The sequence below is a fragment of the Vibrio sp. 99-70-13A1 genome, from assembly GCF_013114625.1.
Taxonomy (GTDB): domain Bacteria; phylum Pseudomonadota; class Gammaproteobacteria; order Enterobacterales; family Vibrionaceae; genus Vibrio.
Window position 1 is genome coordinate 14,583 of record NZ_VTXD01000030.1, and the last position, 12,576, is coordinate 27,158.

Below are 12,576 nucleotides of genomic sequence, written 5' to 3' on the forward strand. Positions count from 1 at the left end.
CTATGAGCATTAAAATACTCGTGCTTTACTACAGCCGACACGGCTGTACTCAAGCATTAGCAAGGCAAATTGCGAGAGGGATAGAATCTATCCCTAATTGTGAAGCCGTATTACGCACAGTTGAAGATATATCGCCACATGGTGAACCTATCGAGCCAATTGTCACCCTGACCGAGCTAAAAGAGTGTGATGGACTTGCGCTTGGTAGCCCTGTTTGGTTTGGCAATATGTCTGGCTCAATGAAGCATTTTTGGGATTCAACCACACCACTTTGGTTAAATGGCGATCTTATCGATAAGCCTGCTTGTGTATTTACTTCGTCTTCATCATTACATGGTGGGCAAGAAACTACTCAACAAACCATGATGCTGCCACTGCTTCATCACGGGATGATGATCTTAGGTATCCCTTACTCTGAACCACTTCTGCACACCACTCAATCTGGCGGAACACCTTACGGTGCAAGTAGTGCAGGTCACTCCGCTTCCTTAACAAAAGATGAAATGGAACTGGCTCAAAAATTAGGTAAGCGCTTAGCTAAAGTTGCTATAAAACAGAAGGAAGTTCAGTTGTAATGGATATGTCACTGCGCACTAAGCAATTTCGTTACCTTGCATTAATCAGTAATGTTTCATTACTTGTATGGGTGGTTTTGTGGCAAGTCACGCTATCCCCTCACCCTCATTTAAATAACCTAACCCTGGCGTTGGTGTGGGCGATACCATTGCTGTTACCGCTACCAGGGATCATTGCTGGTAAGCCTTACACGCATGCTTGGGCTAATTTCGTGCTCATGCTGTATTTCTTACATGCCCTCACTATTTTCTATGTTGATGGTGGAGAGCGCATGCTCGCAGTGGTGGAGTTCGCTCTTACCTCTTTGGGGTTTGTTGGTAATATTCTTTACACTCGCGCACGAGGCAAAGAGTTAAGCCTTAAGTTGCCATTGTTATCAGAAGTAGAGAGACAAGAAAAATCAAGATTTAATCAGTAACCTTTATTTTTCTTAAAGCTTGTTCTTTTTTCGAGGCAATCTGTTTAGAGGGCAAGTTGATTTCAACGACTTCACAAGACACGGTTTATGCATAAAAAAGCCCGATACATCCATTAAGGTGTATCGGGCTTTTTATTATCTTTTAACTTATTTATCTACAATTTTGCTTACTTAGCAAGCCACTCATAAACCAAGTCAGGCTTAACTTCCTGAACGGGAACCACGATTTCGGCTTCATCAAGCTCAGTTGATTCCCCGATTTTACCTTCTAAAACGCCTTCAATAGAAGACTGAGTCTCAGTCTCAAGAGCATCATTTTCATCACCAACCGTCTGCGTGTTAGCTTGTTTTTCAAAACCAGGGGCAACTTCAGGCACATCCGATTGTCGCTCAATGGCGGTCACCTGACGAATTCTCTCCACTTCTTGTTCAAACTCTTGTTGAGTCGACAATAAATGAATACGGAATGTCACTTCACTATTTTGAATTTTTAAAATATCTAGGCTGGCAACAGAATTTAATCGCTTAAGTGCATTTTCTAGTTCAAAGAAACTCTTAGCATTACTAATACTAATAAACTGAGCCAAAATAGATTCTGAAGATTCACTTGCTACTGTTACTGCACTTTTACTTGCATAATAATGGCTGACTTCATCAATCAACTGTTGAGAAGAGGAAGCAGAACCGCTTAAAGGTGATTTAGGCGAGCTTGTCATCAGTGCAGGTTGTTGGTCGTATAAAGTCCAACGTAATGAATTACCTTGTGATTTTATCACCAACACAGCATCAGCAGGATAGCGCTGGCTTGCTGTACTGATTGGTGCAACAAACCCGCCCCATAAATCAGAAGTAGCAATACCAGTGATATCATCAAAATCACCGACAGGCAGAATAATGGGTAAACCACGAGTTTCAGCATTAGCTTGTAAACTACTCGCTAGCTCTGAACCTGAGTGTTCCCAAACAATATTCTTATCAAAGTTTTGCTCTTCGACTAGCCACACTAAAATGTTCGAGCGAGTATCTGGCCAATAAGGTAATTGTGCTTGGGTTAGTAATGAACGAATTTGCGCTGAATTAAATCTCATGCGTAATGTCGTTTGATCGCCCAATTCGCCATAGCTTAATTGTGATATATATTGAGAGCTTTGGCGCATCGCTTTTTTGATCATGTCATTAGACGCTACGTCTTTTAGACCTGTAGCTCTAACGAGTACTTGCTGCATACCAGTATTTCTAGCGACCGTTTCTGGTTGCTTATTTTCACCGTTAATTACGACTTCGGAACTAAAGATATCGACTTGAGTTAATGCGTAACTCGGTAATGACAAAAAAACCATCAACAACAATGCTATATAGCGCATACTGATCCTAATATTCTAATCTTGTGGCTTGATGATAAGCAACTATCTAAAAAGGGGCAAGGATAGACCGTTCAGATAGCTTGATAAAAATTAAATAGAAATAGCCTGAGCAGGTATCACTCATTCAAAAACAGCATGAAATAAAAAATTTCCCTCTTCAATCTATCATTTAGGCAAATAAGTTTGATCTACCCGACATAGCAACCGATTGCTAAATGATAGAATCCTGCGAATTTTATTTATCTTAAATTTTATCTTCTCACTTAAGTTCAAAGGATATTCCATGAAGAATGCTTTGCAGGGCGCTCAAATGCTGTTTGTTGCATTTGGTGCACTCGTCCTCGTGCCTCTATTAACAGGCTTGGATCCAAACGTTGCACTGTTTGGTGCCGGTATCGGTACCCTTTTATTCCAACTTATTACACGCCGTTCAGTGCCAATTTTCTTAGCATCTTCTTTTGCATTCATTGCCCCTATCATGTTTGGTATACAAACGTGGGGCATTGGCGCAACCATGGGTGGTCTCATGGCTGCAGGTGTTGTGTATGTGTTGATGGGTGCTCTGATCAAAGTAAGAGGTGTTGGCTTTATTCACAAACTGCTACCACCAGTGGTGGTTGGCCCAGTAATCATGGTTATCGGTTTAGGTCTTGCACCTGTTGCAGTAAATATGGCATTAGGTAAGACTGGTGATGGGGCTGTCCAATTGATTGATGCAGACGCCGCGCTATGGATTTCTTCGATTTCACTACTAGTGACGATTGTCATCAGTGTCTTCTCAAAAGGCTTCCTGAAACTGTTGCCTATTTTCTCCGGTATTGTCGCGGGTTACATCACAAGCTTAGTGTATGGCGCGGTAGACTTCACACCAGTTGCTGAAGCGTCTTGGTTAGCATTGCCAAACTTCACAACACCTGAGTTCAACATCAACGCCATCTTATTTATGATATTTGTTGCGATTGCACCAGCCGTCGAGCACGTTGGTGACATGCTGGCTATCTCTAACGTAACTGGCAAAGATTACCTAAAGAAACCAGGCTTACACCGCACTATCACTGGCGATGGTGTAGCAACGATTGCAGCTTCTATGCTGGGCGCGCCACCAAACACAACCTACAGTGAAGTAACAGGAGCAGTAATGCTGACCAAAGCATTTAACCCAGTGATCATGACTTGGGCTGCAGTGACTGCAATCGTTCTTGCGTTAGTAGGTAAGCTCGGCGCTTTACTGCAAACTATCCCAGTTCCTGTAATGGGTGGCATCATGATTCTACTGTTTGGTTCTATCGCAACAGTAGGCTTGAATACCCTAATTAAAAATAATGTAGACCTTCACAAATCACGTAACTTGGTGATTGTGGGTATTACTTTAGTTTTTGGGATTGGCGGCATGGCATTTGGCATCGGCGATTTTAGCCTACAAGGTGTAAGCTTATGCGGTATCGTTGCAATCTTACTTAATCTAGTGCTTCCAGAAGAGCTAGGTGACAACACTGTGGTAGATAAAGCTCAAATCGATTAATTAGTCGTTAAGTAAGGCTACCTACAAAAAATCACAAACTAACAAAATCAAAAAAGGGAGAGCATCAAATGCTCTCCCTTTTTATTAATGTGGTTAATTAAGCCAATTCAGCGAGTAAAAATAACTATTCAGATTAACTTAAACAAAAACCGAATTACTTAGTACCGAAGATCTTATCACCAGCATCACCAAGACCAGGGACAATATAACCCTTGTCGTTTAGCTTCTCATCGATTGCAGCAGTGTAAAGCTCTACATCTGGGTGTGCTTTTTCTAGAGCAGCGATGCCTTCAGGAGCAGCAACAAGTACAAGTACTTTAAATACTTTACAGCCTTGCTCTTTTAGAAGGTCAAGAGTTGCAATCATAGAACCGCCAGTTGCTAACATTGGATCAACAACTAGAGCAATACGCTCATCAATGTTAGATGCTAGCTTGTTGAAGTATGGTACAGGCTCTAGTGTTTCTTCGTCACGGTAGATACCAACCACACTGATACGAGCACTTGGCATGTGCTCAAGTACACCATCCATCATGCCTAGACCAGCACGAAGAATTGGTACTACTGTTACTTTTTTACCTTTGATTTGGTCAACTTCTACTGGGCCGTTCCAACCATTAATGGTTACTCGCTCAGTCTCGAAATCAGATGTCGCTTCATACGTTAGAAGGCTACCCACTTCTGTTGCTAGCTCACGAAAACGCTTAGTGCTAATGTCACCTTCACGCATCAGGCCAATTTTATGTTTTACTAGCGGGTGTTTCACTTCAACAACTTTCATTTCCAACTCCGGCAATATTTAAACAAACCTGTAGATTGTACACGAACTTTGTGGTTATTTCAGAATCTTTATTCTAATAAAAAAAACCGCGCAAACGTTTGCTCTTCGTAATCAAGCCCTGTTAGAATAGCGCCGTTTTCACATCCAACTTAAGTTCGAGGACTATCCCGTGAGTGGTAATACTTCTTCTCTAAGCTACAAAGACGCTGGTGTTGATATCGATGCAGGTAACGCACTAGTAGACCGTATTAAAGGTGCTGTTAAACGCACTCGTCGCCCTGAAGTAATGGGTGGTATTGGTGGCTTTGGTGCCCTATGTGAACTTCCAACTAAATATAAAGAGCCAGTACTCGTTTCTGGTACTGACGGCGTTGGTACTAAACTTCGCCTTGCTCTGGATCTGAAAAAGCACGACACAATTGGTATTGACCTTGTGGCTATGTGTGTGAACGACTTAATCGTTCAAGGTGGTGAACCTCTTTTCTTCCTAGATTACTACGCGACTGGCAAACTAGATGTTGATACTGCAGCTGATGTAGTTTCAGGTATTGCTGAAGGTTGTGTTCAAGCAGGCTGTGCACTTATCGGCGGTGAAACTGCTGAAATGCCAGGTATGTATGAAGGCGACGACTATGACGTAGCTGGTTTCTGTGTTGGTGTTGTTGAAAAAGCAAACATCATTGATGGAACAAAAGTAGCGGCTGGCGATGCTCTTATTGCTGTTGGTTCAAGCGGTCCTCACTCAAACGGTTACTCTCTAATTCGTAAAGTGCTAGAAGTTTCTGGCGCTGACAAGAGTGAAGAACTAGAAGGTCGCACAATTGGCGAGCACCTATTAGAACCGACTAAAATTTACATCAAATCAGCACTTAAAATGATTGCAGAACATGACATTCATGCTATCTCGCACATTACTGGTGGTGGTTTCTGGGAAAATATCCCTCGCGTACTTCCTGAAGGTACGAAAGCCGTGATTGATGGTAAGAGCTGGGAATGGCCTTCTATCTTTAACTGGCTACAAGAGAAAGGTAACGTGGAAACATTCGAAATGTACCGCACTTTCAACTGTGGTGTAGGTCTTGTGGTTGCTCTACCGAAAGATCAAGCAGATGCTGCTGTCGAATTACTGAAAGCTGAAGGCGAAAACGCTTGGGTTATCGGTGAGATTGCCAATGCTGAAGCTGGTGAAGAACAAGTAGAAATCAACTAATAGCCTATTATCTGTTTTGGCTTTATCCAAAACATTATTAGTGAATTTCACGAATGAGGACCTTATGGTCCTCATTCTGCTATTTAGCCCCCAGAAAACCTTAAAATGTATAGGTACATTACATAAAGCTTATTCACTATGAATGTACTTTGAACAAACGAGTTAGACTACCGCATGAAAAATATTGTTGTTTTAATTTCAGGAAACGGAAGTAACCTTCAAGCCATTCTCGATGCTTGCGAGAACAATATCATCGACGCTTCTGTAAAAGCGGTCTTTTCAAATAAAGAGGACGCTTTTGGTTTAGAGCGCGCAAGATCAGCTAATGTTCCTGCTCGCAGTCTAAGCCCTAAAGCTTACGAATCTCGTGAATTGTTTGATATTGAGCTAATGAAGCAAATCGATGAATACCAGCCAGATTTAATTGTTCTTGCTGGCTATATGCGAATCTTAAGCCCTGAGTTTGTTCGTCATTACTTAGGTAAAATGATCAATATTCACCCATCACTACTTCCTAAGTACCCAGGCCTGCATACCCACCAGCGCGCTATTGATGCAAAAGATGCAGAGCATGGTACCAGTGTACACTTTGTGACCGAAGAACTAGATGGCGGTCCGGTTATCTTACAAGCCAAAGTACCTATTTTCTCCGATGATGATGCTGATGCATTAGCCAATCGAGTATTGACCCAAGAGCATAATATCTACCCTCTCGTAAGCAAGTGGTTTGTAGAAGGTCGATTAGAGATGAATAACGGAAAAGCACTGTTAGATGGTGAATATTTAGGGGAACACGGCTACGCTGAAGAGTAACAATCAGTGAACCCAAAAATAAAAAGCCGCTTAAACTAAAACTTAGTTTAAGCGGCTTTTTAATGCAGGCTATAAAATCACACTCACTCGTTAACTGTCTGCAGTTAGTTATCCGTGGTTAACTATCAGGGGTTAGCTATTATCAGCTAGCCAAATATCAGACACGCACCAGTAACTCGTTAGCAATCACTGGTTAAAGGTGCAGTAGGAGCCTGACTCAGTACCTTCTTCGGAGCATAAGCTACATCGGAAAGCTGTTCATGATTACTATCAACCATTTCACCAAAGTGGAACAATGTGAACTCTCCTGGTTTCATACGACACCATTCCTCGTTATCTGTTAAAGGCTGGGTCGCCACAACAGACACCACATCATTCGGTGTCGTTTCTTCTTGGAAGTTAATCTCAACATCTTCGTCGATTAAACTCGCCTTCCCAAAAGGGGCGCGTCGTGTGATCCAATACAAATGGTTAGTGCAATAAGTCATGACATACTCGCCATCACTCAGCAGCATATTAAATACGCCTTTTTCTCTGAGGGTATCGCAACAATGTGCGACAAAGCGGAACATGCTTTCTTGATCTTGTGGTGGTTCAGGGTAGCGATCTTCTAATTGCTTCAGTAACCAACAAAAAGAAAGTTCACTGTCTGTTTGGCCAACAGGACGAAAACGCCCACTATTCAGATCATCATAATCAGTAAGCTGACCATTGTGAGCAAATGTCCAATACCTTCCCCATAGCTCTCGAGTAAATGGATGAGTGTTTTCTAAGTTCACTCCACCTCGGTTTGCTTGACGAATATGGCTGACAACAGCACAACTCTTAATTGGATAGTTTTGAACAAGTTCAGCAATTTTAGATTCACAGCTAGGATTAGGATCTTTAAACGTCCTAAAGCCTTTTCCTTCATAAAAAGTAATACCCCATCCATCTCTATGCGGACCTGTATTTCCCCCACGTTGAATGAGCCCTGTAAAACTAAAACATATATCAGTTGGCACATTGGCGCTCATACCGAGCAATTCACACATGGTCTAACCTACTCCCTTGTTATCACCATCATTGGAGCAAAGTATGCTCCAATTTATATCTGTTTAATTCACTATAAATTCTGTTTAACTAGCTTTAGATATAGCGATTATTCCATTTCTTTTTCAACAAGCTGAATAACAATATGGATAATTTTAATATGTACTTCTTGAATACGGTCTGCGTAGCCAAAATGTGGTACACGGATTTCAATATCCGCACAACCTGCCATTTTACCGCCATCTTTACCAGTTAAAGCAATGGTCTTCATACCCTTTGCTTGCGCCGCCTCAATCGCTTTTAAAATGTTGCTAGAGTTACCTGAAGTCGACAAACCAAACAACACGTCGCCTTTACGACCAACCGCTTCTACATAACGAGAAAATACGTGATCGTAGCCAAAGTCATTACTCACGCAAGAAAGGTGGCTTGGATCTGAAATTGCGATACCAGCATAACCTGGGCGATTCTCACGGTATCGACCTGTTAGCTCTTCAGCAAAGTGCATAGCATCACAATGCGAGCCACCATTACCACAAGAAAGAACTTTGCCATCTTGCTTAAAAGAATCTGCGATCATTTTAGCTGCGGCTTCTATCTGAGCAATATTATGATCATCACTTAAAAATTTATTTAGAACGTCAGCAGCTTCGTTCAATTCACTTTTGATTAGGTCTTGGTACATAAGGCTTATCTCTTATATTAGTTCACGCAGCGTATCGCTCGTAAAGTGAGAACTGAAGGTTATTCCTTCTATTATCTGAGTTTACCCAGAAACATTTCATAGTGTCGACACTTTAGCTAAAAGATTGCCACGATAATTTCCTTCCTAGGTCAAAACTGGGCACTTCTTCACCGCCCACCTCTCATAATTAGAACTTTAACTCTACTTAGATCACTTTTTATGCAGTTAGGGATTTTACAAATATTCAACAATTAAATTACACTTAACTGGTTCGACCTCTTTAGAGCTTATACAACAAGCTTTAGTAGCTACATAACAAGAATAATGTCTGAAAAGGAAATCAACAATGGACATATTGCTCTCCCTACTCTGCGTCACTTTAACTGCTGGTGTGTGCTTATATCATCGCCTTAGCTTAACTCGTGCTCTATTCGCCATTACGCTGGTAATGGTAGGGCTAACCTTTAATGGAAACATAGGTGCGACGGGTTGGTTAACTTACTTACTGTTCACTGCAATTTTCGCTGTGCCAAGTATTCGACAAACCCTAATTAGCCAAAAAGCATTAGTTCTGTTTAAAAAAGTGCTGCCTGCTATGTCTCAAACCGAGAAAGAAGCACTAGATGCTGGCACGGTTTGGTGGGAAGCCGAACTTTTTAAAGGCAAACCGCAGTGGGAGAAGCTTCAACAAATTCCAGCTCCATCGCTATCTAAAGAAGAACAAGATTTTTTAGATGGACCAGTTAATCACGTTTGTGAAATGGTTAGTGATTATCACGTAACCCATGAGTTGGCAGATTTACCGCCAGAAGTGTGGCAATACCTAAAAGACCATAAGTTTTTCGCGATGATCATTAAGAAAAAATATGGTGGTTTGGAATTCTCAGCTTATGCGCAGTCTCTGGTATTGCAAAAGCTCACAGGCGTCTCAAGTGTTCTATCTTCTACTGTTGGCGTGCCTAACTCCCTCGGTCCCGGTGAGTTATTACAACACTACGGTACTGAAGATCAAAAAGACTACTACCTGCCCCGCCTAGCTGAAGGGAAAGAGATTCCATGTTTTGCTCTGACCAGCCCTGAAGCAGGTTCAGATGCCGGCTCTATCCCTGACTATGGCATTGTCTGCCAAGGTGAATGGGAAGGTAAGCAAGTACTCGGCATGCGCCTTACTTGGAATAAGCGTTACATAACACTAGCGCCTGTGGCAACCGTGCTTGGTCTTGCTTTTAAATTGCGAGATCCTGAAGGCTTATTGGGCGACAAGGAAGATCTAGGCATCACCTGTGCCCTGATTCCTACTGACTTAAAAGGCGTTGAAATTGGTAACCGCCACTTCCCATTAAATGTTCCTTTCCAAAATGGTCCCACTCAAGCGCAAGATTTATTTGTGCCAATGGACTTCATCATTGGCGGTTCGAAAATGGCAGGACAAGGTTGGAGAATGCTGGTTGAATGTCTTTCTGTTGGTCGTGGTATTACCTTACCTTCAAACTCGACAGGAGGCATAAAATCAGCCGCTCTTGCAACTGGAGCGTATGCTCGTATTCGCCGCCAATTCAAACAACCAATCGGTCGTATGGAAGGGGTTGAAGAACCACTAGCTCGCCTTGCAGGTAATGCTTACGTTTTGGATGCTGCAAGCACCCTAACCGTTGCAGGTATTGATCTAGGTGAAAAGCCTTCGGTTATCTCGGCTATTGTGAAATATCACTGTACCCATCGCGGTCAACGCAGCATTATTGATGCTATGGATATCGTAGGGGGTAAAGGGATTTGTTTAGGTCCATCAAACTTCCTAGCTCGAAGCTACCAAGGTGCACCAATTGCAATCACGGTTGAAGGGGCAAACATTCTTACTCGCTCTATGATCATTTATGGGCAAGGTGCAATTCGCTGCCATCCTTATGTTTTAGAGGAAATGGAAGCCGCGTATTCAAATGATGCTAATTCAGTTGAAAGATTCGATTCTGCACTTGCTGGACATGTAAGCTTCACACTCAGTAACTTTGTCCGCAGTTTGTGGTTAGGTTTAACCGATGGTAGAGGGTCGAACTCTCCAACTAAAGATCAAACCAAGCGTTACTATCAGCAACTCAACCGCTACAGCGCAAACTTGGCATTCCTTTCTGATGTTTCTATGGCGGTACTCGGTGGCTCATTAAAACGAAGAGAGCGTTTATCAGCAAGACTTGGCGATATTCTTAGCCAACTTTACTTAAGCTCTGCAACTTTAAAGCGCTATGAAAGTGACGGCAGACATAGCGAAGATTTAGCTTTAGTTCATTGGGGTATGCAAGATAGCCTACAACAAGCTGAAGTGGCTATTGATGAGTTTTTGATGAACTTCCCTAACCCTGTTCTTGGTCGTGCGTTACGCGTAATCTTAATGCCATTTGGTCGTGTTCGCCGCGCGCCAAGTGACAAACTGGATAGCCAAGTGGCGCATATTATCCAAACACCAAGTGCAACTCGTTCACGTATAGGTCGAGGCCAATATCTAGAGCCAACAGAACACAACGCTGTAGGTAAAATAGAACAAGCTTTAGAGATTATTCTGAAAGCTGAACCTTTATTTGATCGCGTTTGTAAAGAAACCCATAAAAAGAGACCTTTCCTTCGCTTAGATCTAGTTGCTGATATTGGGCTTGAAAAAGGTATCTTAAACGCACAAGAAGCAGAGTTACTAAAAACCGCTGAAATACATCGTTTATACACAATTAATGTCGATGACTTTAACCCAGAGGAATTAGCAGCAAAGCCTCAATACCCAACGATTGAAAATGTTGCTTAGCTACTGTTTCTAATGCATTTAAATCTAATCTAGTACACACAATAAAAAGGGACTCATCAGAGTCCCTTTTTCTATTTTCTATTTTCTATTTTCTATTTTCTATCTTCTATCTTCTATCTTCTATCTTCACGATTATTTCTTAGGTGCTTGTAATTGCATCTCTGGCATTGCTTGCTTCTTAGCCTTTATCTTCCTAATCACAAACCAAATCAGTAACCCTAAAAGGATAGCAACTACGTTTCCAACCCCAATGATAATCATGTTCTTTTGTCTATCGGCTTCTCTTTGTTCTAAGATGCGTTGTTCTTCTTCTAACTTTTTCTGTTCTGCTAAAGCCGCCTCTTGTAATCGCCTTGACTCAGCTAGATCGATTTCCTCAACCACACTGTAAGTATGCTCTTGAATGGGGAACATCAACGGACGCTTAGTTGCAGCATCATTGGCAAATACTTCACCGAACCATGAATAAATCCCTAACTCACCGTTGTAATCAATAGCCAACGGCACTTTCATTTCCTCAGGACGTGCTTGACCTTGCTCGTAGTAAACATATTCATCTGGGGCTTTATGCTCAATGTGAACAGCTAATGTACCGGGTTCAATCATTCCCTGTTCACCAGAAACAACCACGCTATGAGGTTTACCTTCTTTTCTTGATTGGATGAAAGTAGTCGAAATAGGCGAAGGATAAACTAAAACTTCTTGCTCCTGAGCTCTAAGAAAGACGCCATTGCCTGAAGTAATTCGCACTCGGTATTTTCCCGGCTCGATATCAACGGGCAGAGCAACGGTAAACACTCCGTCACCAGGCATTTCATCTAAGCCTTCACCATCATCAGAAAACTCCCCCATAACTATAGGAATAGGACGAGCTTCTTTAACTAATGAGTCTTCGTTTTCAACAAACTTAGTAAAAGTAACTTTAAGCTTCACCCTATCTAAGAAGTCTCTCAAAACCAGCGGTTTACCATCAGAAGAAAGGCGAGCGGTAAATTTAATGTTCTCGCTTTGATAAAGCTTATTCGGGAAGTTGCCCGTTTTCAGTACAAGGTGCGAAAGAAGCTTAATATTATTATTAGGGGAGACCTTACCAATCGCCTGCCAAGGGCCCGGCATCGGGTTATCTATAGATATAATATCCATGGATGATTCTTCATACCAACGTACATTGTCGGCACTTCTCCATGAGTAATATTTTTTACCGTCAGGGCGAACAAGTACAACGGGTTGAGAACTTTCCGCACGATAAATTACGAAGGTAATCTGCTCAATAGTCGGATCAACTCGAAAACGATTATCCAACAAACTCATTGCTGATTCAGTGGCTGCTTTTGCGCCAAGGCTCATCAATAACAAACAACAGGTAACCATTACCCTCAACATA

General features: G+C 42.0%; 11 protein-coding genes. 6 read left to right on the forward strand and 5 right to left on the reverse strand.

Annotation, left to right across the window (positions count from 1 at the left end):
* Positions 1–2 precede the first annotated feature (2 nt).
* Both wrbA and F0226_RS16940 read left to right on the forward strand, forming a co-directional pair.
* On the forward strand, positions 3–575 hold the full coding sequence (gene wrbA, locus F0226_RS16935; RefSeq protein ID WP_171736753.1) for an NAD(P)H:quinone oxidoreductase: 573 nt from the start codon (positions 3–5) through the stop codon (positions 573–575).
* Positions 575–994 (forward strand): DUF2069 domain-containing protein, encoded by a 420-nt coding sequence (locus F0226_RS16940; RefSeq protein ID WP_171736754.1) that lies wholly within the window; start codon positions 575–577, stop codon positions 992–994. Before wrbA ends, F0226_RS16940 begins: the two co-directional genes overlap by 1 nt.
* Before the next feature lie 167 nt (positions 995–1,161).
* Here the strand turns inward: F0226_RS16940 and F0226_RS16945 are convergent, their stop codons facing one another.
* The gene (locus F0226_RS16945; protein WP_171736755.1) at positions 1,162–2,358 is read right to left on the reverse strand and encodes a DUF2066 domain-containing protein; all 1,197 of its coding nucleotides are present in this window, start codon (positions 2,356–2,358) and stop codon (positions 1,162–1,164) included.
* Between the two features lie 283 nt (positions 2,359–2,641).
* Here F0226_RS16945 and F0226_RS16950 point away from each other — a divergent pair, with 283 nt between their 5' ends.
* Positions 2,642–3,880: a uracil-xanthine permease family protein gene (locus F0226_RS16950; RefSeq protein WP_171736756.1), complete on the forward strand. Its 1,239-nt coding sequence runs from the start codon at positions 2,642–2,644 to the stop codon at positions 3,878–3,880.
* Between the two features lie 154 nt (positions 3,881–4,034).
* Here the strand turns inward: F0226_RS16950 and upp are convergent, their stop codons facing one another.
* Positions 4,035–4,661, reverse strand: a complete 627-nt coding sequence (gene upp / locus F0226_RS16955; protein WP_137373588.1) for a uracil phosphoribosyltransferase — start codon at positions 4,659–4,661, stop codon at positions 4,035–4,037.
* 169 nt (positions 4,662–4,830) lie between these two features.
* Here upp and purM point away from each other — a divergent pair, with 169 nt between their 5' ends.
* Together purM and purN are read left to right on the forward strand one after the other, a co-directional pair.
* Positions 4,831–5,871, forward strand: coding sequence for a phosphoribosylformylglycinamidine cyclo-ligase (gene purM / locus F0226_RS16960; protein ID WP_137373587.1), 1,041 nt, complete (start codon positions 4,831–4,833; stop codon positions 5,869–5,871).
* Positions 5,872–6,045: 174 nt separating this feature from the next.
* Positions 6,046–6,684 carry a phosphoribosylglycinamide formyltransferase gene (purN, locus tag F0226_RS16965; RefSeq protein ID WP_171736757.1) on the forward strand — a complete coding sequence of 213 codons (639 nt, stop codon included), beginning with the start codon at positions 6,046–6,048 and terminating at the stop codon, positions 6,682–6,684.
* A 179-nt stretch (positions 6,685–6,863) separates the two neighbouring features.
* Here purN and F0226_RS16970 read toward each other — a convergent pair whose 3' ends face one another.
* Entirely contained in the window at positions 6,864–7,718 is an 855-nt protein-coding gene (locus tag F0226_RS16970; RefSeq protein WP_171736758.1) for a class II glutamine amidotransferase, read from the reverse strand.
* Positions 7,719–7,825: 107 nt separating this feature from the next.
* Positions 7,826–8,401 carry a D-sedoheptulose 7-phosphate isomerase gene (gene lpcA / locus F0226_RS16975; protein WP_137373584.1) on the reverse strand — a complete coding sequence of 192 codons (576 nt, stop codon included), beginning with the start codon at positions 8,399–8,401 and terminating at the stop codon, positions 7,826–7,828.
* Positions 8,402–8,747: 346 nt separating this feature from the next.
* Here lpcA and fadE point away from each other — a divergent pair, with 346 nt between their 5' ends.
* A complete protein-coding gene (gene fadE / locus F0226_RS16980) occupies positions 8,748–11,192 on the forward strand; it encodes an acyl-CoA dehydrogenase FadE (RefSeq protein WP_171736759.1) in 2,445 nt (814 codons plus the stop codon).
* 132 nt (positions 11,193–11,324) lie between these two features.
* On the opposite strand, the gene F0226_RS16985 is transcribed toward fadE, so the two are convergent.
* Positions 11,325–12,575: a TIGR03503 family protein gene (locus F0226_RS16985; RefSeq protein WP_171736760.1), complete on the reverse strand. Its 1,251-nt coding sequence runs from the start codon at positions 12,573–12,575 to the stop codon at positions 11,325–11,327.
* Between the last annotated feature and the right edge of the window lies 1 nt (position 12,576).

Excerpts from the sequence above, each read along its gene's own strand:
- F0226_RS16985 (WP_171736760.1), bottom strand. The coding sequence starts at position 12,575 with ATGTTGAGGGTAATGGTTACCTGTTGTTTGTTATTGATGAGCCTTGGC.
- wrbA (WP_171736753.1), top strand. The coding sequence starts at position 3 with ATGAGCATTAAAATACTCGTGCTTTACTACAGCCGACACGGCTGTACT.
- lpcA (WP_137373584.1), bottom strand. The coding sequence starts at position 8,401 with ATGTACCAAGACCTAATCAAAAGTGAATTGAACGAAGCTGCTGACGTT.
- F0226_RS16945 (WP_171736755.1), bottom strand. The coding sequence starts at position 2,358 with ATGCGCTATATAGCATTGTTGTTGATGGTTTTTTTGTCATTACCGAGT.
- purN (WP_171736757.1), top strand. The coding sequence starts at position 6,046 with ATGAAAAATATTGTTGTTTTAATTTCAGGAAACGGAAGTAACCTTCAA.
- fadE (WP_171736759.1), top strand. The coding sequence starts at position 8,748 with ATGGACATATTGCTCTCCCTACTCTGCGTCACTTTAACTGCTGGTGTG.
- F0226_RS16970 (WP_171736758.1), bottom strand. The coding sequence starts at position 7,718 with ATGTGTGAATTGCTCGGTATGAGCGCCAATGTGCCAACTGATATATGT.
- upp (WP_137373588.1), bottom strand. The coding sequence starts at position 4,661 with ATGAAAGTTGTTGAAGTGAAACACCCGCTAGTAAAACATAAAATTGGC.
- F0226_RS16940 (WP_171736754.1), top strand. The coding sequence starts at position 575 with ATGGATATGTCACTGCGCACTAAGCAATTTCGTTACCTTGCATTAATC.
- F0226_RS16950 (WP_171736756.1), top strand. The coding sequence starts at position 2,642 with ATGAAGAATGCTTTGCAGGGCGCTCAAATGCTGTTTGTTGCATTTGGT.